Annotated in this window: 20 protein-coding genes; 12 read left to right on the top strand and 8 right to left on the bottom strand. The window is 67.2% G+C overall.

Translation table 11 applies throughout. The features are described from left to right. Nucleotides 1-3: 3 nt before the first annotated feature. Entirely contained in the window at nucleotides 4-2,484 is a 2,481-nt protein-coding gene (locus TEF_12940; GenBank protein ID ANK81598.1) for a DNA polymerase III subunit epsilon, read from the bottom strand. 192 nt (nucleotides 2,485-2,676) lie between these two features. On the opposite strand from TEF_12940, the gene TEF_12945 reads away from it, so the two are divergent. Continuing rightward, entirely contained in the window at nucleotides 2,677-4,080 is a 1,404-nt protein-coding gene (locus TEF_12945; GenBank protein ANK81599.1) for a fumarate hydratase, class II, read from the top strand. Nucleotides 4,081-4,127: 47 nt separating this feature from the next. Further along, complete coding sequence (locus TEF_12950) at nucleotides 4,128-5,327, top strand: dehydratase (GenBank protein ID ANK81600.1); 1,200 nt, start codon at nucleotides 4,128-4,130, stop codon at nucleotides 5,325-5,327. A 4-nt stretch (nucleotides 5,328-5,331) separates the two neighbouring features. Here TEF_12950 and TEF_12955 read toward each other — a convergent pair whose 3' ends face one another. Continuing rightward, complete coding sequence (locus tag TEF_12955) at nucleotides 5,332-5,796, bottom strand: hypothetical protein (protein ANK81601.1); 465 nt, start codon at nucleotides 5,794-5,796, stop codon at nucleotides 5,332-5,334. Between the two features lie 168 nt (nucleotides 5,797-5,964). On the opposite strand from TEF_12955, the gene TEF_12960 reads away from it, so the two are divergent. Genes TEF_12960 through TEF_12970 form a run of 3 tightly spaced genes read left to right on the top strand, consistent with a single transcriptional unit; the run spans nucleotide 5,965 to nucleotide 10,888 of the window. Beyond that, nucleotides 5,965-6,501 (top strand): hypothetical protein, encoded by a 537-nt coding sequence (locus TEF_12960; GenBank protein ID ANK81602.1) that lies wholly within the window; start codon nucleotides 5,965-5,967, stop codon nucleotides 6,499-6,501. 32 nt (nucleotides 6,502-6,533) lie between these two features. Further along, nucleotides 6,534-7,703, top strand: a complete 1,170-nt coding sequence (locus TEF_12965; GenBank protein ANK81603.1) for a hypothetical protein — start codon at nucleotides 6,534-6,536, stop codon at nucleotides 7,701-7,703. Further along, a complete protein-coding gene (locus TEF_12970; GenBank protein ID ANK83467.1) occupies nucleotides 7,703-10,888 on the top strand; it encodes an acriflavin resistance protein in 3,186 nt (1,061 codons plus the stop codon). Before TEF_12965 ends, TEF_12970 begins: the two co-directional genes overlap by 1 nt. A gap of 281 nt (nucleotides 10,889-11,169) precedes the next feature. On the opposite strand, the gene TEF_12975 is transcribed toward TEF_12970, so the two are convergent. Together TEF_12975 and TEF_12980 are read right to left on the bottom strand one after the other, a co-directional pair. Next, complete coding sequence (locus TEF_12975; protein ID ANK81604.1) at nucleotides 11,170-12,462, bottom strand: adenylosuccinate synthase; 1,293 nt, start codon at nucleotides 12,460-12,462, stop codon at nucleotides 11,170-11,172. A 24-nt stretch (nucleotides 12,463-12,486) separates the two neighbouring features. Continuing rightward, a complete protein-coding gene (locus TEF_12980) occupies nucleotides 12,487-13,623 on the bottom strand; it encodes an ATP phosphoribosyltransferase regulatory subunit (protein ANK81605.1) in 1,137 nt (378 codons plus the stop codon). 227 nt (nucleotides 13,624-13,850) lie between these two features. On the opposite strand from TEF_12980, the gene TEF_12985 reads away from it, so the two are divergent. The 6 genes from TEF_12985 (at nucleotide 13,851) to TEF_13010 (ending at nucleotide 19,217) form a co-directional block, all read left to right on the top strand. After that, nucleotides 13,851-16,361 carry a hypothetical protein gene (locus tag TEF_12985; GenBank protein ID ANK83468.1) on the top strand — a complete coding sequence of 837 codons (2,511 nt, stop codon included), beginning with the start codon at nucleotides 13,851-13,853 and terminating at the stop codon, nucleotides 16,359-16,361. Then, nucleotides 16,358-16,636 carry a hypothetical protein gene (locus TEF_12990; protein ANK81606.1) on the top strand — a complete coding sequence of 93 codons (279 nt, stop codon included), beginning with the start codon at nucleotides 16,358-16,360 and terminating at the stop codon, nucleotides 16,634-16,636. The genes TEF_12985 and TEF_12990 overlap by 4 nt, the downstream gene beginning before the upstream one ends. A gap of 81 nt (nucleotides 16,637-16,717) precedes the next feature. Then, nucleotides 16,718-17,497 carry an exodeoxyribonuclease III gene (locus tag TEF_12995; protein ID ANK81607.1) on the top strand — a complete coding sequence of 260 codons (780 nt, stop codon included), beginning with the start codon at nucleotides 16,718-16,720 and terminating at the stop codon, nucleotides 17,495-17,497. After that, on the top strand, nucleotides 17,494-17,898 hold the full coding sequence (locus tag TEF_13000) for a hypothetical protein (GenBank protein ANK81608.1): 405 nt from the start codon (nucleotides 17,494-17,496) through the stop codon (nucleotides 17,896-17,898). Before TEF_12995 ends, TEF_13000 begins: the two co-directional genes overlap by 4 nt. A 12-nt stretch (nucleotides 17,899-17,910) precedes the next feature. After that, nucleotides 17,911-18,339, top strand: a complete 429-nt coding sequence (locus TEF_13005) for a hypothetical protein (GenBank protein ID ANK81609.1) — start codon at nucleotides 17,911-17,913, stop codon at nucleotides 18,337-18,339. After that, nucleotides 18,336-19,217 carry a C-5 sterol desaturase gene (locus TEF_13010; protein ID ANK81610.1) on the top strand — a complete coding sequence of 294 codons (882 nt, stop codon included), beginning with the start codon at nucleotides 18,336-18,338 and terminating at the stop codon, nucleotides 19,215-19,217. Before TEF_13005 ends, TEF_13010 begins: the two co-directional genes overlap by 4 nt. 3 nt (nucleotides 19,218-19,220) lie before the next feature. Here TEF_13010 and TEF_13015 read toward each other — a convergent pair whose 3' ends face one another. The 4 genes from TEF_13015 to TEF_13030 form a co-directional block, all read right to left on the bottom strand. Then, nucleotides 19,221-20,819, bottom strand: coding sequence for a hypothetical protein (locus TEF_13015; protein ID ANK81611.1), 1,599 nt, complete (start codon nucleotides 20,817-20,819; stop codon nucleotides 19,221-19,223). A gap of 11 nt (nucleotides 20,820-20,830) precedes the next feature. Next, complete coding sequence (locus tag TEF_13020) at nucleotides 20,831-21,526, bottom strand: DNA-binding response regulator (protein ANK81612.1); 696 nt, start codon at nucleotides 21,524-21,526, stop codon at nucleotides 20,831-20,833. Between the two features lie 135 nt (nucleotides 21,527-21,661). Continuing rightward, complete coding sequence (locus tag TEF_13025) at nucleotides 21,662-23,038, bottom strand: hypothetical protein (GenBank protein ANK81613.1); 1,377 nt, start codon at nucleotides 23,036-23,038, stop codon at nucleotides 21,662-21,664. After that, entirely contained in the window at nucleotides 23,035-23,988 is a 954-nt protein-coding gene (locus TEF_13030; GenBank protein ID ANK81614.1) for a multidrug ABC transporter ATP-binding protein, read from the bottom strand. Before TEF_13030 ends, TEF_13025 begins: the two co-directional genes overlap by 4 nt. A 191-nt stretch (nucleotides 23,989-24,179) precedes the next feature. Between TEF_13030 and TEF_13035 the strand changes: the two genes are divergently transcribed. After that, nucleotides 24,180-24,365 carry a hypothetical protein gene (locus TEF_13035; GenBank protein ANK81615.1) on the top strand — a complete coding sequence of 62 codons (186 nt, stop codon included), beginning with the start codon at nucleotides 24,180-24,182 and terminating at the stop codon, nucleotides 24,363-24,365. Nucleotides 24,366-24,437: the final 72 nt, after the last annotated feature.

Consider the following 24,437-nt stretch of genomic DNA (forward strand, 5'->3'; position numbering starts at 1 on the left):
CAGCTAGAAGATCCAGCGATCCCAGGAACCGAAGCTGTCCCGGATATGGCCGCGGCGAATGCTGAATGCCGTGAGCGCGAGCGCACTGCCGATGCATGACGCCCAGCCGGCCATGCCGGCGCCGATCATGAACGGCGTCGCCAGCAGGCAGGCCGCCAGCACCAGGTTGAGGAACCGCACGGCGCGCAGGGGCGCGGCCAGCGCGGTGACCGTCACGGTGATGGCGACGGAGCCGACCAGGTGACTGACATTGGCCATGGTCCCCTCGAAGCCCAGCACCAGCGGCGTGAACATCAGCCAGGCGCCGGCCAGCAGGCAGAGCGCCAGATTCCACGGCAGCGAAACGCCGCCGATCACCATCTCGCGGAAGATGCGCCACGGACCCCGCTCGAAATCATCGGAGACCTCCTCCCATTCGCCCTCGTCGGTGTCGCCGGTGAAGAAGATACGCAGCACGGGCCGGCCCGCCCGGTGACGGCGGACGAGGAACTGGCCGGTCGCGACCAGCTCGTCCACCGAATAGGGGATCTGGATCAGCATGGCGGCAGCAGCGATCAGGCAGAGCGTGCAGTAGGTGCCGATCATGATCGGCTGGATCACGATGAAGAAGATCGAGATCGCGCCCAGCGGCACGATCATGATGCCGAAGATGGTCACCAGCCACGGCATTGTGCGCCAGCGCCGGGCCGAGCCGATCAGCCCGACGATGATCTCCAGCGCATAGGTGAGCGCGCCCAGGCCGGCGTCCGGCACGGGCCAGGCTTCGGAGACGCTTGACGTGATGATCTCCTCGGCCCCGTTCTTCCCCGCCTCGTTGCCCGGAAAGAACGGCTCCCAGACGCCCGGAATGGCCTCGAGCTGGTAGGCCGCAAGATAGCGGGAGATCAGCAGTCCGACCACGGCCAGCACGATGATCGGCACGCGCTGGTACCAGCTCGACGGGGAGAACGGCCAGCCCTTCGGAATGGTCGGTCCGGTCTGCGAAGCGACGGCGGTGACGCCGGGCGGCGGGCGCACGGCGACCGCGAAGCAGATCACCAGCATGCCGACCAGGGTGCCGTTCAGATAGGCCACGCCGGAGGGCGCCCAGAAGACCAGTGGCGCGGCCATCACCCAGATGCCGACAGCGGCCGTGACCCAGCGCGCCCAGGCGTGGCGCCAGGACAGCGAAATGAATGCGAAGACCAGAAGGGCGACACCCGAGGCGACATCGCTCCATACCATCCATGGGTCCTGGTAATCCAGCAGCGGCGGCGACGTCATGAGCCAGAAGGCCAGCCCCATGTTCGTCCAGTGGCCCCAGAGATTGTTGCGGTGCTCGCGGCGGAACTGCGCCTCGTGGCGGGCGCGGACGTCCTCGGCGTTGTCGACCTTCTGCTCGGCAGCCTGCATCCAGTAAGGCTGGACGATGCCGTTGCGGTCGTACCAGGCGGCCGGGTCGGCCTTCAGGCTCTCGACCAGCCGGGGCAGTTCTTCGCGCAGACGCCGGCGGGGCTCCCAGCCCAGCAGATCCCGCGCCTTGCGCGTGTTGAGCATGAAATGGTCGCTGGCCATGTCGACCATGAAGGGCCGGATGAACGGCGGTTCGCCATGGTCGAAGTCGTCGGGAATCACCGGCTCGCCCTTGACCTCGGCCCAGGCGCCGGCCTTCGCCACCGGTGCGGGTACGGTCACTGTCGTCCAGTCACCCTCGCCATGGATCAGGCGGCCGATTTCGTCCTGCAGCTCGGCATAGCTCATCACCGCCTCTTCACCGGCGAGGATCGGACACCATTCGGGCAGATCCTTGCGGCGTTCCACGGTTCGGCGGAACAGTTCGACGACGTCGTCCTGATGGATTACCGCCTGCCCCGCGCGCTGATCGCCGGCGTAGAGATGGCTTTTCGGGTCACGCTCGTAGATGCGCGCAATCTGCTGCGACAATGTCGGGATGGCGCTTTGGCCGTCGTACATCCCGGCCAGACGCAGCATCGCGACGGGTATGTCGCCGTGTTCCTCGGCAATCACCGTCTCGGTTTCGGCCTTGGATTTCGGATAGGCCCATTTCGGCCCGATCGGCGAGTCCTCGTCGATCATGGCGCCCAGTTCGCAGGGCTCGTGCACCAGCATGGTGCTGGAATAGACGAACTGCTCGACCTCGAAGTCCTGCAGGCGCCGCAGCACCCGGCGCGTCCCATCGACATTGACCGCGTCGTAGAGCGGATGATCCTCGCCGGTGAAGTCGAAATAGGCTGCCAGATGAACGACGGACGCGATGCGCCCGCCGTGGCGGGCGCGGAACTTCTCGAATGCCTCCGCGACCGAGGCGTCATCAGTCAGGTCGAACTCGATCAGTTCGCAGGCGGCTTCGAGCCCCGGCATGTCCATGCCGACGATGCGGAAGCGGTCGGACAGCGCTTCGGCGAGCGCCGTTCCGATACCGCCCGCAGCGCCGGTGATGAGGACGATGGGCTTGCCGTCGTTCTTCTTCTTTTTCCTGGCCATAGGCTCTTTCTTGTTTCCCCTGCTGCCCGGGCGGCTGGAGACATGTCCTCCCTAGATGCGGTCGTCCCCGCCGATCTGGATGCGCGGAACCGACGCAGCCGCCGGTGCGGCCCGGTGAATGGCGGTATCTTGCGCAAGGTCGGCCGCGTGCCGATTTCATTGAAGGAACGTCTACAGGTGGGGGAACCAGCAATGTCCAGCGGCACGCGTCAGGAATCCGACTCCTTCGGCATCACCGAAGTGCCCGCCGAACGCTACTGGGGCGCGCAGACACAGCGCAGCCTGGGCAATTTCCGCATCGGCACCGACCGCTTTCCGCCCTCGTTCATCCGCGCCATGGGACTGGTGAAATGGGCCGCCGCCATGGCCAACATGGATTTCAATCTTCTCGACCGGAAGATCGGCGAAGCCATTGTCTCTGCCGCGAAAGAGGTCGCCGAGAACCGGCTGGACGATCACTTTCCGCTGGTCGTCTGGCAGACCGGTTCCGGCACCCAGACGAACATGAACGCCAACGAGGTGATCGCCAACCGGGCGATCGAGATCCTGGGTGGCGAGATGGGCGCCAAGGATCCCGTCCACCCCAACGATCACGTCAACCGCTCCCAGTCCTCCAACGACACCTTCCCGACGGCGATGCACGTCGCCGTGGTGGAACAGCTTCGCATTGCCCTCGTCCCGTCGCTGCGGCACCTGCAGGAGGCGCTCGCGGCGAAGGCCGGGAGCTTCGAGGACATCGTCAAGATCGGCCGCACGCATCTGCAGGATGCGACGCCGCTCACCCTCGGCCAGGAGTTCTCGGGCTATGCCCGGCAAGTGGAGCTGGGGATGGACCGCATCCGCGCCGCCATGCCCCGCCTCCACCCGCTGGCCCAGGGCGGCACCGCCGTCGGCACCGGCCTGAACAGCCCCGCAGGGTTCTCGGAGACGTTCGTGGAGCGGATCGCGGAAATCACTCATCTGCCCTTCGAGTCTGCCACCAACAAGTTCGAGGCGCTGGCGGCGCATGACGCCATGGTGGAGATATCCGGCGTGCTCAACACCATCGCCGCCAGCCTGTTCAAGATCGCCCAGGACATCCGCTTCCTGGGTTCCGGCCCGCGCTCCGGTCTGGGCGAACTGAAGCTGCCGCAGAACGAACCCGGTTCCTCGATCATGCCCGGCAAGGTGAACCCGACCCAGGCAGAGGCGCTGACAATGGTCTGCGTCCAGGTCATGGGCAACCACACCGCAGTCACCGTGGCCGGCAGCCAGGGCAATTTCGAACTCAACGTCTTCAAGCCGGTCATCGCCTACAACGTGCTGCACTCCATCCGCCTTCTGGCGGACGCGGCGCAGAGCTTCACGGACAACTGCATCGCCGGCATCGAGCCCGACCGGGAGCGCATCGCCGAGCTGATGGAACGATCGCTGATGCTGGTGACGGCGCTCGCTCCGCATATCGGCTACGACGCGGCGGCGAAGATCGCCAAGTCGGCACATGACAGGGGCGTCACGCTACGGGAGGCGGCGCTGGAGAGCGGCGCGGTCAGCGCCGAGGACTACGACCGCTGGATCGATCCGAAGGCGATGACGGAGCCCGATCCGGGGGAGTGAGACGAACGGCGCTTGCCGCAGCGTCAGGTGCGGCTTAGCGTCTTCCCATGCGCATTGCCAAGGTCGACACGCTCCGGCTGGGTGAATTCCCCAACCTCTTCTGGGTCCGGCTGACGGCCGATGACGGAACGGAAGGCGTGGGTGAGGCCTTCTTCGGCTCGCGCGCCGCCGTCGCCTATGTCCACGAATCCGCCGCGGACATTCTGATCGGTCGGGATCCCCGGCAGATCAACGCGCTGAACCGCGATCTCGCACCCTATGTCGGCTATTCCGGCTCGGGGGCGGAAATGCGCGGGCGCTCCGCCATCGACATGGCGCTGCACGACCTCGTCGGCCGGGCGACGGGGCAGCCGGTCCATGACCTGCTGGGCGGCCTCGCGCGCCCCTCGATCCGCGTCTACAACACCTGCGCCGGTTACCGTTATGTCCGCGAGGCGCCGCGCCAGGTGACGGCCAACTGGGGCATGAGCGCGCAGGCCGAGGGGCCCTACGAGGATCTCGACGCCTTCCTGACCGAAGCCGGCGACCTCGCCGAGAGCCTGCTGGAGATGGGCGTGACGGGCATGAAGATCTGGCCCTTCGACTTCGCCGCCGAACGCAGCCGCGGCTTCGACATCTCCCCGGCGGAACTGGAAGACGCGCTGGAGCCGTTCCGCAAGATCCGCCGGGCAGTCGGCCATCGAATGGATATCATGGCCGAGCTTCACGGCCACTGGTCGCCGCCGGCGGCTGCGCGCATCGCCGAGGCGCTGACGGACGCCCGCCCCTTCTGGATCGAGGACGCGATCCGGCCTGACAACTGGGAAGGTTTCCAGCGCCTCAGGCAAGCGACCAATGCCCAGATCACCGCTTCCGAGACCGTCGGCGGCCTGCGCGACTGGACGCGGCTGATCAACTCCGGCTTCGTCGATGTCGTCATGCCCGACCTGGGCTGGTGCGGCGGCCTCAGCGAGGCGCGCAAGATCGCCGCCGTGGCCGAGGCCCGCGGCCTGCCTGTCGCGCCGCACGATTGCACGGGGCCGCTGCAGTTCGCCGCCTCGGTCCATTTCGTCCTGGCGATGCCGAACGCGCTGATCCAGGAGTTCGTCCGCGCCTTCTATTTCGGCTGGTACAACGAGATCGCCGAAAACCTGCCCGAGGTGGCGGACGGCCGCGTCACGGCCCCCGACGGTCCAGGCTTCGGCACGCGGCTCAGGGCGGACGTGTTCGACCGGCCCGATGCGGAAACCGCCAGCAGTTCGGGATGACGCCTCAGAGCACGAAGACCACCGCGCCCATCAGCACGTCGACGTTCTCGCCATCGCTGGCCAGCGGCAGCAGCAGGCGGCGGTAGACCTTGCGCAGACGCGCGGGCTTGAGGACCACGTCGTTGACCGTCAGGCAGGGCCGGTGTTCCTGAATCACGAACTCGTAGTCCTTGCGCACCTCGTTCCAGTCGGGTCCGGCATACGCGCGGGAGACAAGCTGCCCGGTCATGTCATAGCCCATGCCCGCCACGACTTCGGTGCCTACCAGACGATAGCGGTAGCCGCCCGGCGCCAGCACGTCGATCAGGAACATCACAGGCAACACCGGCACGAGATCGGCCGGGTCGACCTGATCGCGGGACGGCAGCCGCCCGTCCGCCTGCAGGCCGTGCCAATACCGCCGCAGCCGCAGCAGGCGCGGATCCTTCAGATCCCGGTCACTGGGATCGCGGTAGACCTCGAGGCTCATCAACCTGTCCGCAGGCGTTGTGGAACCGGCGCAGGATACACGCCAGACGTTGAAACATTCCTAACCTTCCGGCAGAGACACGGGAATCGCACGCGGCCATGATTGCAATTCTATATCGATCCTATATATATCGGTCTGCATCAAATGACTATCGGGCGTTGAGCGTAAATGGATATCCGCACCCTCTGCCTCGGCATCCTCACATTCGGGGACGCCACCGGCTATGAAATCAAGAAGACCTTCGAGGATGATCTGAGCCACTTCTACGAGGCCAGTTTCGGCTCGATCTATCCGGCCCTGACAAGGATGACCGAGGAAGGTCTGGTGACCTGCACCGAACAGGCGCAGGACGGCCGCCCCGACAAGAAGATCTACACCATCACGTCCGCCGGCCGCATGGTCTTCCTGGACGCGCTTTCCGAACCACCGCGCAAGGACCGGATCCGCTCCGAGTTCCTGGCGATGCTGATGTTCTCCGACCTGATGTCGACCGCCCGGGTCTCCCGGCTGATCGACAACCGGCTGGGCGAACTGCAGTCGAAGATCGACGGTCTCGCCGAATGTCACGGCAACGCAATATCGAACGTCGACAAGTTCATGCGGGGCTTCGGCGCAGCAATCTACCGGGCGGAACGCGACTATCTGAACGACAACCGCCACCTGCTCGAAGCCGAAGCGCTGCTTGCCCGCTCCGCGGGCGACTGAAGGCGCGACACCCTGCCAGGGGAGTAACCGAATTGAACCGCTCCTTCATCATCGCCGTCGTGATCGCCGTGCTGGCGGTCGGGTGGCTCGCCACCGGCGTTTTCCGGGACGAGATCGCCCAGGCCATCGAGCAGCCATCAGGTGACGGCGCCGCGGAAACGCAGGCTGCCGGCGAGGGCGACGCCGGCGACGACCGGGCCGAACGCGCCACCGCGGCACTGACTGCCCCGGCGGAAGACCGCGAGATCATGCGCGTGCAGACCGAGGTCTTCGAGGCCCGTCCCCACGCCATGGAGATCATCGTGCGCGGCCGCACGGAGTCGGTTCGCACCGTCGACCTCCGCGCAGAGGCCGAGGGCAAGGTGGTCAAGCTCTACAAGGCCAAGGGCGAGACCGTGAAGGCTGGCGACCCCATCGCCCGCCTCAGCACCGAGGATCGCGAGGCGCGCCGCCTCGAAGCGCTGGCCCTGACCGAGCAGCGCGAGATCGAGTACAACGCCGCCGTCAAGCTGGCCGCCAAGGGCTACAAGTCCGAGACTTCGGTCGCCACGGCCAAGGCGCTGCTGGATGCGGCCCGCGCCGCGCAGAAGCGCGTCGCCGTCGAGATCGAACAACTCACCATCCGCGCGCCATTCGACGGCGTCATCGCCGTCCGGCCGATTCAGCTCGGCGCCTTCCTGCGGATCGGGGATCCGGTGGCCACCATCGTCGACCGCAATCCGATCCTGATCGTGGGCAACATTTCCGAACGCGAGGTCGGCCTGGTCGAGGTCGGGGCGCCTGCCACGGCGCGGCTGGTCGACGGCGCCACGGTCCAGGGCACGGTCCGCTTCATCTCGCCGACCGCGGACGCCAGCACCCGTACCTTCCGTATCGAGGTCGAGGCCGACAACGCGGAGCGGCGCATCCGCGACGGGGTCACCGCCGAGATCCAGCTCGCCGCCGGCGAGGCCCCGGCGCACCGTCTGACTCCCGCGATCCTGACACTCAACGACCAGGGCGATGTCGGCGTGCGGACGGTGGATCGGGAGCGCCGGGTGCGCTTCCAGCCGGTGGAGATCATCGCTGACGACGCCGATGGAGTCTGGGTCGCCGGCCTGCCGCAGACGGCCGAAATCATCACCGTGGGGCAGGAATACGTGCGCGAGGGCCAGACGGTCGAAGTGGCCCGGGCCGCCGGCAGCCAGGACCAGCGCCCATGATGAGTAGCCTGATCGACGCGGCCATCAGCCGCGCGCGGACCGTCATCGCCACCCTGCTGTTGATCCTGACAGCCGGCGCCGCCGCCTACATCGCGATTCCGAAGGAGTCCGATCCCGACATCAACATCCCCATCCTCTACGTCTCCATGACCCATGAGGGCATCAGCCCCGAGGACGCGTCGCGTCTGCTGGTGCGCCCGATGGAGCAGGAACTTCAGGGTATCGAGGGACTGAAGGAGATGCGCTCCATCGCCGCCGATGGCTTCGGTTCGGTGGTGCTGGAGTTCGATGCCGGTTTCAATGCCGACCAGGCGATGGACGACGTCCGCGAGAAAGTCGACCTGGCCAAGAGCGAACTGCCCGACGACACCGACGAGCCACAGGTCCACGAGGTCAATTTCAGCCTGTTCCCGGTCATCGTGGTCACGCTGTCCGGCGACATCCCCGAGCGCGCGCTGTTCAAGGTCGCGCGCGACCTGCAGGACCGCATCGAGGGCCTGCCCAACGTCCTCGGCGTCGACATGGCCGGCGACCGGGAGGAGCTGCTCGAAGTGATCATCGATCCGGCCAAGCTGGAAAGCTACCAGATCGACCAGCAGCAGCTCGTCCAGACCATGAATCTGAACAACCGTCTGGTGGCCGCCGGCGCGCTGGACACCGGCAATGGCCGTTTCGCGATCAAGGTGCCGGCGCTGTTCAAGACCGCGAAGGACGTGCTGACGCTGCCGATCAAGACCGACGGCGACGCCGTGGTCACGCTGGCGGACGTCACCACCATTCGCCGCACCTTCAAGGACGTGGAGAACTTCGCCCGCCTGGACGGCAAGCCGGCAGTGGCGCTGGAGGTCAAGAAGCGCCTAGGCGCCAACATCATCGACACCATCGACCAGGTGAAGGCCATGGTCGGCGCGACCGCCACGCAATGGCCGGCAGGCGTCGAGGTCTCCTTCAGCCAGGACCGCTCCCAGCAGATCCGCACCATGCTGACGGACCTGCAGAACAACGTTATCAGCGCCATCCTGCTGGTGATGATCGTGGTCGTCGCCGCGCTGGGCCTGCGCTCCGCCCTGCTGGTCGGCGTCGCCATCCCGGGCTCGTTCCTGATCGGCATCCTCTACCTGTTCCTGTTCGGCTTCACCATCAACATCGTGGTGCTGTTCTCGCTCATCCTGGCCGTCGGCATGCTGGTCGACGGCGCCATCGTGGTCACCGAATTCGCCGACCGGAAGATGGCCGAGGGCGAGCACCGCCGGACCGCCTACGCCCTGGCGGCGAAGCGCATGGCCTGGCCGATCATCGCCTCCACGGCGACCACGCTGGCCGCCTTCATGCCGCTGCTGTTCTGGCCCGGCGTGGTCGGCGAGTTCATGCAGTTCCTGCCGTTGACGCTCATCACCACGCTCTCGGGTTCGCTGCTCATGGCGCTGATCTTCGTGCCGACGCTGGGTTCGATCTTCGGCAAGAGCCCGACCGGCGAGAACAGCGCGGTCGCCATGGCGGAATCCGGATCGATCCGGGAAATTCCCGGTTTTACAGGCATGTACGCCAGGTTCCTCTCCGGCGTGATGAAGCGGCCGGCGCTCTGGCCCTCGGTCATCGTCGCGCTGGCCGTGGCGACCCTGATCGGCGTCAACGTGGCCTACGGGACCTTCGGCAAGGGGGTCGAGTTCTTCCCCGACGTCGAGCCTGAGCAGGCGCTGGTCTACGTTCATGCTAGGGGCAATCTGTCGGTCCGCGAGCAGGATGCGCTGGTGCGCCAGGTGGAGGACCGGATCCTGACGCTGGATGACTTCTCGTCGGTCTACACGCGCGCCGGCAAGCGCAACGAGGACGGCTCCGACATATCCGAGGACGTCATCGGCATCATCAACCTGGAACTCAAGGACTGGGAAGACCGCCGCTCCGTCGACGAGATCTTCCCGCATATCCGCCGCCTGACATCCGACATCGCCGGCATCGTGGTCGAGCCGCGCGAGCCCGAGGCCGGTCCGCCCACCGGCAAGGACGTCCAGGTCCAGATCACCTCCATCTACCGGGAGAGCCTGGACCCGGTGGCCGCGCGGATCCGCAACTATCTGGAGAACGAGGTCGCCGACCTGCAGGACATCGAGGACTCGCGCCCCCTCCCCGGCATTCAGTGGGAACTGGAGGTCGACCGCGCCATGGCCGGCCGCTTCGGCGTCGACGTCGCCACCATCGGCGCCTATGTCCAGTTCGTCACCAACGGCGTGCTCGCGGACGACTACCTGCCCGACGACGCCGAGGAAGATGTCGACATCCGCATCCGCTTCCCCGTCGAGTACCGCAATCTCGACATGCTGGACAATCTCAACATCAACACGCCCCAAGGTTCGGTGCCGCTGTCGAACTTCGTCAAGCGCGAGGCCCGACCGAAGGTCGGCAAGATCGAGCGCATCGACGGCAAGTTCCGGCTGATGGTGAAGGCGAACGTGGCCGAGGGCGTGCTGGTCGACGACAAGGTGCAGGAGATCAAGGCCTGGCTGGACACCCAGAACATCCCGGAAAGCGTGGAGATCACCTTCCGCGGCGCCGACGAGGAACAGGCCAGGTCGATGCAGTTCCTGATGCAGGCCTTCGTCATCGCCCTGTTCATCATGGCGATCATCCTGGTCACGCAGTTCAACAGCTTCTATCGCGCCTTCCTGATCCTGACCGCGGTGATCATGTCCACCATCGGCGTGATGATCGGCCTTCTGGTGATGGATCAGCCCTTCGGCATCGTCATGACGGGCGTCGGCGTGATCTCGCTGGCGGGCATCGTCGTCAACAACAACATCGTCCTGATCGACACCTACGCCCATCTGGAGAAGCAGGGCATGGACCGCTACGAGGCGATCGTGCGCACCGGCGCCCAGCGTCTCCGACCGGTGCTGCTGACCACCATCACGACGATCTGCGGCCTGATGCCGATGGTCTTCCAGGCCAATATCGACTTCTTCACCCGCACCATCGCGATCGGCGCGCCGTCGACCCAGTGGTGGGTGCAGCTCGCCAGCGCCGTCGCCTTCGGTCTCGGCTTCGCGACCATTCTCACGCTGGTGGTGACGCCCTGCCTGCTGGCGCTCGGCGTCCGCGTCGGCCAGGCGGTGCACGGTCGCCGGAAGGGCGACGGCTCCGGCCGTGGCGACCACACGCCCGAACTGGACCTGGCGCCGGCGGAGTAGGATCGTCCAACGCCCAGAACCCAGCCCCGCGGAGTAGGACTGTCCCACGCCCCAGAACCCAGCCCTTTACCACCGCCGCTCCAAGTCCTGCCATTCAGGTCGGCCAGTACACTCTGCTCAGAAGGTCACCCCGCCCTGTGCGGGGGTCCGGTGAACGGTTCCGGCAACGCCGGGACAGGTTCCGCTTGTCTTCAGACCGGATGCCCGCACAAGGCGGGCATGACCCGGTTCGGAGAATCAAGCCCCCGACATGGTCCTGCGCACCGGCGTTCCTGAAGTCCCTACCCCTCGAAGGGGTGGCGGACCACGATGGTGTCGTCACGTTCGGGGCTGGTGGAGAGCAGCGAGACCGGCGCGCCGGTCAGTTCCTCGATGGCGCGGACATACTTGACCGCCGCCGCCGGAAGCTGGCTCCAGGAACGCGCGCCGTAGGACGAGGCCGACCAGCCCTCGAAGGTCTCGTAAACCGGCTGAACCCGCATCTGCTCGGACTTGTTGGCGGGAAAATAGTCGATCCGCTGGCCGTCGATCTCGTAGGCGACGCAGACCTTCAACTCCTCGAAGCCGTCGAGCACGTCCAGCTTGGTCAGCGCGACGCCGTCGATGCCGCCGGTCAGGATCGCCTGGCGCACCATGACCGCATCGAACCAGCCGCAGCGCCGGGCGCGGCCGGTGTTGGTGCCGAACTCGTGGCCACGCTCGCCCATGCGGCGGCCGACCTCGTTGTCCTGTTCGGTCGGGAACGGCCCCGCGCCGACGCGGGTGGTGTAGGCCTTGGTGATGCCCAGCACGTAATCGATGGTGCGCGGTCCGGTGCCCGATCCAGTCGCCGCCTGTCCGGCCACGGTGTTGGACGAGGTGACGAAGGGATAGGTGCCGTGGTCGATGTCCAGCATCGCGCCCTGGGCGCCTTCGAATAGGATGCGCCGGCCCTGACGGCGCGTCTGGTCGAGTGTCCGCCAGACATGGTCCGCGTAGGGGAATATCTCCTCCGAGACCGCATCCAGTTCGGCCAGGACATCGGCCGGATCGATCTCGGGCTGCTTCAGCCCGCGCCGGAGCGCATTGTGGTGCACCAGCAACCGCTCGATCTTTTCTTCCAGCGTGTCGCGGTCGTTCAGGTCGGCCAGCCGGATGGCGCGACGCGCCACCTTGTCCTCGTAGGCCGGGCCGATGCCGCGCCGGGTGGTGCCGATCTGTCCCCGGCCCGCGGCCTCCTCGCGGAGTGCGTCGAGGTCCCGGTGCAGGCCGAGGATCAGGCAGACATTGGCGGCGATCCTGAGGTTCTGCGGCGTGACCGAAACGCCCTGGGCGTTGAGGCGGGCGACCTCCTCCAGAAACGCCTTGGGATCGAGCACGACGCCATTGCCGATGATGGAGAGCTTGCCGGGCCGCACGATGCCCGAGGGCAGCAGCGCCAGCTTGTAGGTGACGCCATCGATGACCAGCGTATGGCCCGCATTGTGGCCGCCCTGATAGCGCACGACGACGTCCGCCTTCTCGGACAGCCAGTCGACGATCTTGCCCTTGCCCTCGTCGCCCCACTGGGCGCCCACGACGACCACGTTGGTCATGGATTTTCCCCGCTTGTTGTCCGGTCAGTCCAGGGAGACGGGTCCGCCGTCCCCGAGCACATGGCTGCAGCCGAGGCGACGCGCCTCGGCCTCGGTATCGTCAGCGGCGTCCAGGCCGTGCAGCACCGTCCAGCCCTCCGCCTTCAGGTCCCGCGCCGCGCCGCGCGGCGTGCCGGCCGGCAGGTAGAGCCGCCGCGGCGGCTGGCGCCTGGGCAGCGCGCGCAGCACGGAATCGAGATAGACCGTGGCGCCGACCGCCGTTTCGCCCGCCTCGCCGCGATAACGTCCGCCACGGGCGATCTCGCCCCGGACCCCGCGGGCGAAGACGGCGAAGGCGATGCCGCTCTGATATTCGAAGCCGCGATACTCGCCGGGGTCGATCGTGACCGCGAGTTCCGGATCGGCGGCCGTGACTTCGCCGACAAGCGCCGAAAGCCGGTCCACCAGCATCCCCGCCTCGCCGTCGATGGCGAGGCGCTTCAGCCGCGCAATCGCTTCGCGGGCCTCGCCCACGGCCTCCAGAAGACCGAAGACCGTCTCGTCACCGTTCACCAGCGCACGGAGTTCGCCTGCATCCTTGGCGTCCAGCGCGCGGCGCGCGGCGGCGACGGCGGCATCGTCGAGCCCCCTGCCCTTCAGCACCATCGGCGCCAGCGCCGGCAAGGTGAGATCGACCGTGATCCCCCGCACCCCCGCGGCTCTGATCGCCTCCACCACCAGCAACACGATCTCCGCCTCCGCGGCGACGGCGTCGGTCCCGAAGATCTCGATGCCCGCCTGGGTGAACTGCCGCTCAGGCCGCAGCTGGTCGCCGCGCACGCGCAGCACCTGACCGGAATAACAGAGCCTGAGCGGCCGCGGCGCCGAGGCGAGACGGGTCGTCGCCAGGCGCGCGATCTGCGGCGTCATGTCGGCGCGCAGGCCCATCATCTTCTGCGAGATCGGGTCCATCAGCCTGAAGACCTGCGCCGACAGCTGCTGGCCGGGACCGGTCAGCAGGCTGCTCTCGAATTCCAGCAACGGCGGCTTCACGCGCCGGTAGCCCTGACGCCCGAAGGCAGTCATCAGGCAATGGACCGCCGCCGCCTCCATCTCCGCTTCCTCGGGGAGGGCGTCGCGCAGTCCGGCCGGCAGCAGAGCCGTGTGCATCGCTTTCTTCATGGCGCGCTTCTGGTATCCAAGTCCCCCCGCCCATGCAACGACAATCGGGGAACGCGTCGCCGCAGGCCCGCCAGCCACGGGCCAGGCGCATGGCGATTCGCCGGATTTGACCGTTCCGTCATGCAAATGACACACTATGTCGGCGCAAACCTGTTGGAATTGTTGAGTTTTGCCACATGCCCCTTGCCACGCCGCCCGGCGGCTCCGAGAGTCACGACATGACCTTCATGGGTTCCGCATCGGTCAAGGGACGCACGGTCGCCCTGCTTGGCCCGACGAACACCGGCAAGACTCATCTTGCGGTGGAAACCATGCTCTCCCACGCCAGCGGCATCATCGGCTTTCCGCTCCGCCTGCTCGCGCGGGAGGTCTACGACCGGGTCGTGGAGCGGGTCGGCCGCTCCAATGTCGCCCTGGTGACGGGCGAGGAGAAGATCGTCCCGCCCAACCCGCACTACTTCCTCTGCACGGTGGAGGCTATGCCCCTCGGGCGCAGCTTCGACTTCGTGGCGGTGGACGAGATCCAGCTTGCCGCCGACCCGGAACGCGGCCACGTCTTCACCGACCGGCTGATCCACGCCCGGGGCATCGAGACCACGATGTTCCTGGGATCGGAGACCGCAAGGCCGCTGATTGCGCGCATGCTGCCCGACGCCATGATGACGTCCAGGCCGAGGCTTTCGACGCTGCGCTATGACGGCCGCACCAAGCTGTCCCGCCTGCCCCGGCGCAGCGCCGTCGTCGCCTTCTCCGCCAACGACGTCTACGCCATCGCCGAGCTGATGCGCCGTCAGCGCGGCGGGGCGGCGGTGGTGCTCGGCGCGCTCAGCCCGCGCACCCGCAACGCCCAGGTGGCGATGTACCAGGCCGGCGAGGTCGATTTCCTGGTCGCGACCGACGCCATCGGCATGGGCCTGAACATGGACATCGACCATGTCGCCTTCGCCGGCACGCACAAGTTCGACGGCCATCGCCGGCGCGTGCTCGGCCCGGCCGAGTACGGCCAGATCGCCGGCCGCGCCGGCCGCTTCATGCGCGACGGCACCTTCGGCGTCACCGCCGATGTGGACGAACTGGACGAGGAGCTGGTCGCGGCGATCGAGAACCACCATTTCGAGCCGCAGAATCAGTTCCGCTGGCGTTCGGCGCGGCTGGACTACGACAGCCCGAAGGCGTTGCTGCGGGCGCTGGAGGCGCCGCCGCCCTATCCCTGGCTGGTCCCGCCCCGGCAGCCGGACGACCTGCGCAGCCTGAAGGCGCTGCTCAAGGACGAGACGATCCGCCAGCGCGCCGAAGCCACGCGCGAGAACCTGATCACGCTCTGGGACATCTGCCAGATTCCGGATTTCCGGAAGACCATGCACGACAGCCATGTCCGGCTGATCGGCCAGATCTACACCCAGGTCACCTCGGCGGGCGCCATCCACCGGGACTGGATGGCGCGCCAGCTCGACCATCTGAACCGGGTCGAGGGCGATATCGACACGCTGCAGTCCCGCCTCGCCCATGTCCGTACCTGGACCTACATCTCCCACCGCGGCGTCTGGCTGGACGACCCGGTCGAATGGCAGGCCCGGGCGCGGGCCATCGAGGATCGTCTGTCGGACGCACTGCACGACAAGCTGACCCAGCGTTTCGTCGACCGCCGCACCGGCACGCTGGTCAAGCGCCTCCGGGACGCCGAGAACGTGGAGGCCGCGGTCGACAACGAAGGCGGTGTTTCTGTCGAAGGCCAGTATGTCGGCCATCTGGACGGACTCCTGTTCGTCGCCGACCGGTCCGCGATGGACAACAAGGCCATGAAGGCCGCGGTGAACCACGTGCTGGCCGGCGCGCTAAACGCCCGCGCACGGCGCATCGCCGATTGCCCCGACGAGGATCTGGAACTGCTGGACGACGGCGTGCTGGCCTGGCGCTCGGAGCGCATCGCGCGGCTGCATCGCGGCGGGCACGTGCTGAAGCCCGAGGTTCGCCTGATTGCCGGCAACCAGCTTGCCCCGCAGCGAACCGAGGCCCTGATCGGCCGCCTGCAGCAGTGGATCGCCGGCCGCGTGGCGCAGCTGATGCGGCCAATCATGGGACTGGAGGAAGCCGAGTTCTCTCCCGCCGCCCGCGGCGTCGCCTTCCAGCTCGTCGAACGGCTCGGCGTCTTGCCCCGGACCGCCGTGGAGCCGCAGCTCCGGCAGCTCGAGCCCAAGGACTACGGCCGGTTCAAGTATCGCGGGGTGCAGCTCGGCCGCTTCGCCATCTTCTGTCCCGCGCTGCTGAAGCCGGAGGCGACGCGCTGGCGCACCATCCTGCACAACCTGGGCGAACGGACCTTCGATCCCGCCGAAGACCAGGGCCGCGTCTCCTTCGAGGCGCCCGGCGGCATGCAGCGCGACGCCCTGCTGCTGGCCGGCTACGAGCGCTTCGGCCGCATCGCCGTGCGCGTCGACATGGTGGAGCGTATCGCCAGCCATGCGCACAGGGCCACGCGTGAAGGCGAGGCGGAAGCCGATCACGCACTGATGTCGATGCTGGGCGGCGGGGCTGAACGCCTGCAGCCCGTTCTCGCCGGCCTCGGCTACATGACCCAGAGGCCGCAGGAAGACGGCCCGCTGCTCTACAGGCCGCGCAAGCGCGGCGAGAAGCCGTCCGGACGCAAGAGCGCAAACGCCGGCCGCCGTGGCCGCAAGCCGGTCCCGCCGGACCCCGATTCACCTTTCGCAGCCCTGTTGGAGTTGAGGAAGACATGACAGAAAGCGCCATCCGCATCGATCTCTGGCTCTGGTACGCCCGCCTCTTCAAAAGCCGCTCGCTCGCGGCGAAGGCCGTCAAGGGAACCCGGTTCAGGATCAACAAGCGGGTGGTGACCAAACCAAGCCAGACAATCCGGCCCGGCGATGTCCTGACCTTCCCGAGAGGCGACGACGTCTGCGTCATCGAGGTCGTGCAGATCGGCGCACGGCGCGGTCCCACTTCGGAAGCCCGCGGCCTCTACCGCGACCTGGCGGCGCACGACGCGGGATAGCGGAAGCTTTCTTCGCGACTTGCAATCCGGCCCCCGAGAGCCGAGAAATTCCCCTGCCCGAGCGAGAATCGAGGGGACGTCATGCGCATCGCCACCTGGAACGTGAACTCCATCAAGGCCCGCCTGCCCCGCGTGGTGGAATGGCTGGGCGCCGCGGCGCCGGAGGTGGTCTGCCTGCAGGAGACCAAATGCGAGGACCAGAACTTCCCGGCGATGGAGATCGAGGACCTCGGCTACAATATCGCGATCCACGGACAGAAGTCCTACAACGGCGTCGCCATCCTGTCGAAACGGCCGATCGAGGACGTACAGACCGGCCTCCCCGGCGATGACGGCGACGAACAGGCGCGCTACATCGAAGCCACGGTCGAGGGCGTGCGCATCTGCGGGCTCTACCTGCCCAACGGCAATCCCGTACCGGGACCGAAGTTCGACTACAAGCTGGGCTGGATGGACCGGCTGATCGAGCGCGCACAGGAACTGCTGTCGCTGGAGGAAACCTTCATCATGGCCGGCGACTACAATGTCTGTCCGACCAACGACGACGTCTTCGATCCCGCCGGTTTCGCCGACGATGCGCTCTGCCAGCCGGAAAGCCGCAACCGCTTCCGCCAGCTCCTGAATCTCGGTCTGACGGATGGCGTGCACGTGTTCAATCCGCAGCCGCATTTCTACACCTACTGGGACTACCAGCGCGGCGCCTGGCAGAAGGATCACGGGCTGCGCATCGATCACCTGCTGCTCTCGCCGCAGGCGACGGACCGGCTGATGGCCAGCGGCGTCGACAAGGGCCCGCGCGGGGAGCCCAAGGCGTCCGATCACACGCCGGCGTGGATCGAGCTCTCGGAACCGAACGCATGAAGGTTCTGGAGGGCGGATGTCTCTGCGGCGCGGTGCGCTACCGCCTGTTCGCCGCGCCCAGCGCTGTCTTCTACTGCCATTGCCGCATGTGCCAGAAGCACGCCGGCGGACCTTTTCTCGCCTTCCTGACCGTGGCCGCCGATGCGGTGCAGTGGTCCGGCGAGCCGGCGGTATGGCGGTCATCCGACATCGCGGTCCGCGCTCATTGCGGCACCTGCGGAACGCCGCTCTACTGGCAGGGCGACGACCTGAAAGACGAATACGACATTGCGCTGGCGACGCTGGACGAACCCGACGTCTTCCCGCCGCGCGAACACCTCTGGACCGAAAGCGCCCGCGCCTGGCCCGTGATCGAAGACGGTCTGCCGCGCCACGCGCGCGAACGCGACGGATCCGGTTGAGCAGGCGCGGCCATGGACCCCACCGCCTTCATTCTGCCGCTGGCCGGCATCGCGCTGATCGTTGTCCTCGTCTGGCTGTTGCGCGGGGGGCGATCGGTCGACCTGGACGAGGGCAATGTGAGCCGCGCGCTGGCGGATGAGGGACTCTCCGCCGTCCGCACGGCGATTTCCACCGACCGCAAGAGCGGGCTCGCCTGGCTCGCCGGCGAGGACCGTCTCGCCGTCATCCGCTCGATGGGCGATGACGTCGGCGTCAGCGTGCTTGCCCCGGACGATGTCAGCCGGCTCACCATCCGCGGCGCCCCGCCTCTGCTGACGGTTCATTTTCGCACGCTGGGGCAGTCCCGGCTGGCAATGCACTTCGCCGGTGACGCCGAACTCGACCGCTGGCGTCCGGTCCTTGCGCTCTATGGCGATCTCGGGGAAAAGACTGTCTCATGACGCTACCGGATCCAGTCGCCCTCGCCATTCCGGCCTTCATCGTGCTGATCGTGCTGGAACTCGCGATCGGCCGTCTCGGGCTGGCGCGCGGCCGCTACGACCTGCGCGACACCACGGCCAGCCTGGTGATGGGGCTCGGCAATCTGGCGCTCGGCATCCCCTTCGCGATCCTGATCTACGGCCTGACCGTCTGGGCGCACCAGTTCGCGCTGTTCGACATCGGTTTCCAGTGGTGGGCGTTCGCGCTGATCCTGTTCGCCGAGGATTTCGTCTACTACTGGTTTCATCGGCTCAGCCACGAACACCGTTTTTGGTGGGCGGCCCACGTGAACCATCACTCCAGCCGCCACTACAACCTGTCGACGGCGCTGCGCCAGACGTGGACCGGAAACGCCGCCGGCACGTTCGTGCTCTGGCTGCCGCTGGCGCTGATCGGTTTTCCGCCGGCGCTGATCGTCTTCCAGAAGGGCGTCAGCCTCGTCTACCAGTTCTGGATCCATACCGAGAGCGTGGGCCGCCTGCCCCGCCCCATCGAGTGGATCTTCAACACGCCGTCCCATCACCGGGTCCATCACGCCGTCAATCCGCGCTATCTGGACCGCAACTACGCCGGCATCCTGATCATCTGGGATCGCCTGTTTGGCACCTTCGTGCCCGAGGACGACGCCGAACCCTGCCGATACGGCATCGTCAAGCAAATCGGCACCTTCAATCCGCTGCGCATCGCCTTCCACGAATGGGCCGACATGATCGGCGACCTGCGCCGGGCCAGGAGCCTGCGGGAAGCGGCGGGCTATCTATTCGGCCCGCCCGGCTGGTCTCCCGACGGCAGTCGCCGCACCTCCGCCCAGATCCGCGCCGGCGCCGCGAAGGCGTAGGCCCTAACCTTCTCCGCCCCGGGCGAGAGCGGGTATGCGGATCGTGAAGCGGGCGCCGCGGATGCCGACCAGCAGGCCGTGCTTGCCGACCTCGCGGATGTTCTCCACCTCGATGGCGCCGCCATGAGCCTCGATGATCTGACGGCAGATGTTCAGCCCCAGACCCGAATGGCTGCCGAAATCCTCGCCGCTGGGCCGTTCGGAGTAGAAGCGGTCGAAGATCTTGGCGCGCGCTTCCTCCGGCACGCCGGGGCCCTGGTCTTCCACGGACATGACCACGTCCGCCCGGTCCCGCTGCACCGTCACCAGTACGCGCCCGCCCTCCGGACTGAACGAGACCGCATTGTCGACGAGATTGCGCAGCACCTGGCCCAGCCGGTGTTCGGCGCCCAGCACCATCAGGCTGCGGTCCCGTTCGACCTCGATGTCGATGCGGATGTCGGGCCGGGGCGACTGCAGCACCTCCTGCAGGTCGACGACCATGCGCCCGATGTCGACGGGCTCGCGTTCGATGCGACCCATCTCCGCGTCGATGCGGCTGGCGTCGGAGATTTCGCTGATCAGCCGGTTCATCCGCGCCAGATCCTGCAGGATGATCCGGCTGAGCTGCTCGCGGTGCTCGGGCTTCTCCGCACGCTCGAGGGTCTCGACCGCGCTGCGCAGGCTGGTCAGCGGATTCTTCAGCTCGTGCGCCACATCGGCAGCGAAGGTCTCGATGGCGCCGACACGGGCGTTCAGCGCCGAGGTCATCTCCCTCAGTGAGACCGAGAGATCGCCGATCTCGTCGTGCCGCTTCCTGAGGTCTGGAATATCGGCGGACTGACCCCCCTGGTTGCGGACCTTGTCGGCGGCCTGGGAGAGACGCTGGACGGGGCGGATGATGGAGCGCGACAGGAAGACCGACAGCAGGAACGTGATCAGCGCGGCGACCGCGAAGACCGCCAGCGTGCCGACCTGCTCGCGGCGCACGGCGGCGTCGATCTCGGCGCTGTCGACGGTCAGCACCACGGCGCCCAGCACGCGCTTCAGCGCCTGCACCGGCACCGCCGTCCCGATGAGCAGCCGGCCGTCCGGCAGCGTCCACACCTGGCGCGCATCGCCGCCCTGCAAGGCTGTGCCGATGCCACGCCAGGTCCAGTCCGACGACAGGCTGACCTCGTCATAGGCCGGATACTCACCCCGCCGGGGCAGCCAGCTCATCGCCCGGTCCCAGAGGTCGCGCGCCAGCGACAGCGGCCAGATCGGCCGGTCCGGATCGAACAGGCGGCGGGCCTCGACGTCCCGGTCGCTGGCCGGCAGGCGGCGGCTGTCGACCATCAGCCGGCCGTTCGAATCGAACAGCCGCGCGCGGGCGTTGGTCGTGACCACGGCGCGGCGGAGGATATAGGGCGCGAGCGTCGCGTCGATGCGCAGATCCTCGATTGGCCCGGCCAGCGCCGCCTCGCCCAGCGCGCCCGCGATCAGGTGGGCTTCCTTCTCCAGCGCCTGCTGGCGCGCCTCAAGCAGGCCGGCGCGGTACTGGTCCAGGTAGAACCACGCGCCGACCAGCACCAGAAAGGCCGGCAGGTTGATGGTCAGGATTCGGCGTGCAAGGGGCGACATCGACGCCCGGTTCAGTTTTCGCGGAACCGGTAGCCCACGCCATAGAGCGTATCGATCGCGGTGAAGCCCTCGTCGACGGCCTTGAACTTCTTGCGCAGCCGCTTGATGTGGCTGTCGATGGTTCGGTCGTCGACGTAGACGTTCTCCTCGTAGGCGGCGTCCATCAACTGGTCGCGGGTCTTCACGTGGCCCGGCCGGACGGCGAGCGATTCGAGGATCAGGAACTCGGTCACGGTCAGCTTGATCTCGCGCCCGCGCCATTCGCAGTGATGGCGGTTCGGATCCAGCATCAGGTCGCCGCGGATGATGATCTTCCGCTCCCCCTCGCCGCCGGCGCCGGCCGCTTCGCGGCGACGCAGCACTGCGCGGATGCGTTCCACCAGCAGGCGCATGGAGAACGGCTTGGTGATGTAGTCGTCGGCGCCCATCTTCAGGCCGAGCACCTCGTCGACCTCATCGTCCTTCGAGGTGAGGAAGATCACCGGCACGTCGGAGTTTCGCCTCAGCTTGGTCAGCGCCTCCATGCCGTCCATGCGCGGCATCTTGATGTCGAGGACGACCAGGTCGGCGGGCTGGGTCTGCAGCCCCCTCAGGGCCTCGATCCCGTCGCCGAAGCTGCGTACGCGAAACCCTTCGCCCTCCAGGGCGATGGTCACCGATGTCCTGATGTTCTGATCGTCATCGACCAGTGCAATTGTCTCGCTCACCCCTCGTCACTCCTTGAACGACGTGTTGTTCCTGCAGGTATCCAGACACCTGACTGGAACACAAGCGGGCCCGTCATTTGTCCAAGATGAGGCCGAATTGGGGCGGTTACAACGTCCGGCGCGCCGCCGAGCGATTCAGGCGCGGCGCAACGGCCGGTGAGACATGCGCCGGAAGCGCCAGCCATTGACCGCCGTCGCGGCCACCACGCCGATATAGATTCCGCCCATCAGGCCGGCCGTCCCGAGTTCCAGATGGAATGCCATGATCCAGGCGGCGGGGATCGCTAGCACCCAGAAGGACAGGATCTGCGCCATCATCGGGAACCAGACATCGCCCAGGGCGCGCAGCGCATTGATCAGTACCGCCTGGGAGCCGTCGAAGATCATCATGCTTCCCGCCACCGCCAGCGCCGGCAGGGCGAAGGCGACGACGCCGGCGTCGGCGGTGTAGACCGCGACCAGCGTCTCGGGGATGGCGAGGAAGCTGCCGCCCAGCACGGCCATCGCGGCGACGACGAGACCCAATCCGGCCGCGAGAGCGCTGCGCACGCCCTGCGGATCGGCGCGGCCCACGGCGTTGCCCACCCTGACGCCCGTCGCCGCGCCCAGCCCGATGGCCGACATGAACACCAGCGCCACCAGGTTATGGGCGATCTGGTAGCCGGCAATGCCATCGCCGCCGAGAAAGCCGGCAAGCTGGATCATCGTGGTGAAGGCCGCGACCTCCACGAACATCGCCAGCCCCATGGGATAGCCCAGCCGCCGCATCCGTCGGCCGACCCGCGCCTCCGGCAGGCTCGCGCGCCGGATGCCGAAGCGGTCACGGTCGGGCAGCCACCAGATATAGGCCAGAATGGCGAAGGCGGTCAGCCAGCGGGCGATCGTCGTGGCCAGGGCCGCGCCCTCGGCGCCCATGCCGGAGAAGCCCAGATTGCCGTAGATCATCACCCAGTTGAGGCCGAAATTGACCACATTGGCCGCCATCATGATGATCATGCCCGGCAGCGGCCGGCTCAATCCCTCGAGGAAGAACGAACTGGCGACGAAGACCATCACCGCCGGCAGGCCGTAGCCCAGCATGCGCATCACCTCGCCGCCGCCGCCGGCAAGTCGGGGGTCGTGTCCGACAGCGCCGAGGAGGAATTCCCCGAACTGGCAGATCAGAAGAAACGCCAGGCCGAGAACCGCGGCGTGAACGAGACCCGTGCGCCAGATCCCGCCGGTCCGCCCCGGTTCGCCGGCGCCGTCGGCCTGGGCGGTCAGGATCGAGACGCCGAGCAGAAAACCCAGGCCCAGCAGCGTCAGCGCGATGGTCGGCGAGAGTCCCATGCCGAACCAGGCCAGCTCGTCGCCGCCCGCCCGGCCGGTCATCGCCGTATCGACTGCCATCATGATGAGAACGCCCGAGCGGGCGACGATGACCGGTCCCGCGAGCTTCAGCGTCTGGCCGACATGGCGTCCGAAACCGCCGCCGCCCGCCGGGACGGAGGCGGCCCCGGCGTCCGTGCTCATGCCGCTTCGTCGTTCTTGACCTGCCGCGTGATCGACAGGAAGACATCCTCCAGATCGGCCTCGTGGGTGGTGACGTCCACGATCTGATAGCCCGCCGCCTGTACCGCCGCGAGCATGGCGCCGATGGAATCCTTCGAGGGCCGGTAGCTCAGGGAGATGTAGCCCACGTCATCGACTTCGGCGCCCATGCGCCTGAGTTCGGCCGGCAGTTCGCCCACCTCCCCCTCGACCCGGACCGCGATGGTCTTGCGGTCCAGACGCCGGACGAGCTTTTCCTTGGGCTCGCTGACCACCACCTCGCCATTGTCGATGATGGCGATGGTGTCGCAGAGCTCCTCGGCCTCCTCGAGGTAATGCGTCGTCAGCACGATCGTGGTGCCATCCTGGTTGAGCCGGCGGATATAACCCCAGAGCTGCTGGCGCAGTTCCACGTCCACCCCGGCGGTGGGCTCGTCCAGCACCAGCACCGGCGGACGGTGGATCATCGCCTTGGCCACAAGCAGCCGCCGGCGCATGCCGCCCGAGAGCGTGCGCGAATAGACGTCGGCCTTGTCGGCCAGCCCCATGGCGTCGAGGACCTCCATGGTCTGGCGCTCCTTCTTCGGCACGCCGTAGAGCCCGGCCTGGAATTCCACCACCTCACGCGGGGTGAAGAACGCGTCCAGATTGAGTTCCTGCGGCACGACGCCGATGGCCGAGCGCGCCTTGCGGGTCGCGCGGTCGATGTCATGCCCCCAGATCGAGGCGGCGCCGCCGGACTTGATGACCAGTCCGGCCAGGATGTTGATGAAGGTGGACTTGCCCGCGCCATTCGGTCCCAGCAGGGCGAAGAACGAACCGCGCGGCACGGAAAGATCGACACCCTTGAGGGCTTCCTTGCCGGGCTCGCCCTTCGAGCCGCGATAGGTCTTGCGCAGCCCCTCGGCCAGGATGGCGTGATCGATGCTCATGGCGCTCCGGTCCGTTCGTTTCCCCAGGGTTCCGCGCACGGTTCTCCGCCGTCGCGCGGTCGGCATGGTTGCATATATGCAGAAGTCGGGGCGCGGACCATGCCCGATTTCCCCCGCCGCGATCAATCTGTTGAACCGCGGGGACGAGGTTGTATCATCGCGCCGCCTTGGACGAGACAAGTGTTGGGGGGATGATCGTGGCTACGGCGGAAACCGTGAAGATCGACAAGCGCCGGGTCGCCTGCGACGGCGGCGGCGGCGCCCTGGGCCATCCGACCGTCTACCTGGAAATGGGCCGCAACGACCGGATCGATTGCCCCTATTGCGGCAGGCATTTCGTCTATCAGGGCCCCGAGCGCAAGGAGCCCGGTTCCTGAAGGCCCGCCCGGGCCAGATCGACCCTGTCGCGTCCGCGCTCAACGGCTAGAATGCCGGCCCGAATGGATTCC

Source organism: Rhizobiales bacterium NRL2 (assembly GCA_001664005.1).
Classification (GTDB): domain Bacteria; phylum Pseudomonadota; class Alphaproteobacteria; order Minwuiales; family Minwuiaceae; genus Minwuia.

Coding starts and splice junctions, on each gene's coding strand:
- TEF_12980 (ANK81605.1), bottom strand. CDS start 13,623: ATGAAGAAAGCGATGCACACGGCTCTGCTGCCGGCCGGACTGCGCGAC.
- TEF_12995 (ANK81607.1), top strand. CDS start 16,718: ATGCGCATCGCCACCTGGAACGTGAACTCCATCAAGGCCCGCCTGCCC.
- TEF_12970 (ANK83467.1), top strand. CDS start 7,703: ATGAGTAGCCTGATCGACGCGGCCATCAGCCGCGCGCGGACCGTCATC.
- TEF_12955 (ANK81601.1), bottom strand. CDS start 5,796: ATGAGCCTCGAGGTCTACCGCGATCCCAGTGACCGGGATCTGAAGGAT.
- TEF_12945 (ANK81599.1), top strand. CDS start 2,677: ATGTCCAGCGGCACGCGTCAGGAATCCGACTCCTTCGGCATCACCGAA.
- TEF_13030 (ANK81614.1), bottom strand. CDS start 23,988: ATGAGCATCGATCACGCCATCCTGGCCGAGGGGCTGCGCAAGACCTAT.
- TEF_12940 (ANK81598.1), bottom strand. CDS start 2,484: ATGGCCAGGAAAAAGAAGAAGAACGACGGCAAGCCCATCGTCCTCATC.
- TEF_12990 (ANK81606.1), top strand. CDS start 16,358: ATGACAGAAAGCGCCATCCGCATCGATCTCTGGCTCTGGTACGCCCGC.
- TEF_12985 (ANK83468.1), top strand. CDS start 13,851: ATGGGTTCCGCATCGGTCAAGGGACGCACGGTCGCCCTGCTTGGCCCG.
- TEF_12975 (ANK81604.1), bottom strand. CDS start 12,462: ATGACCAACGTGGTCGTCGTGGGCGCCCAGTGGGGCGACGAGGGCAAG.
- TEF_13025 (ANK81613.1), bottom strand. CDS start 23,038: ATGAGCACGGACGCCGGGGCCGCCTCCGTCCCGGCGGGCGGCGGCGGT.
- TEF_13035 (ANK81615.1), top strand. CDS start 24,180: ATGATCGTGGCTACGGCGGAAACCGTGAAGATCGACAAGCGCCGGGTC.
- TEF_13010 (ANK81610.1), top strand. CDS start 18,336: ATGACGCTACCGGATCCAGTCGCCCTCGCCATTCCGGCCTTCATCGTG.
- TEF_13015 (ANK81611.1), bottom strand. CDS start 20,819: ATGTCGCCCCTTGCACGCCGAATCCTGACCATCAACCTGCCGGCCTTT.
- TEF_13005 (ANK81609.1), top strand. CDS start 17,911: ATGGACCCCACCGCCTTCATTCTGCCGCTGGCCGGCATCGCGCTGATC.
- TEF_12950 (ANK81600.1), top strand. CDS start 4,128: ATGCGCATTGCCAAGGTCGACACGCTCCGGCTGGGTGAATTCCCCAAC.
- TEF_12960 (ANK81602.1), top strand. CDS start 5,965: ATGGATATCCGCACCCTCTGCCTCGGCATCCTCACATTCGGGGACGCC.
- TEF_13000 (ANK81608.1), top strand. CDS start 17,494: ATGAAGGTTCTGGAGGGCGGATGTCTCTGCGGCGCGGTGCGCTACCGC.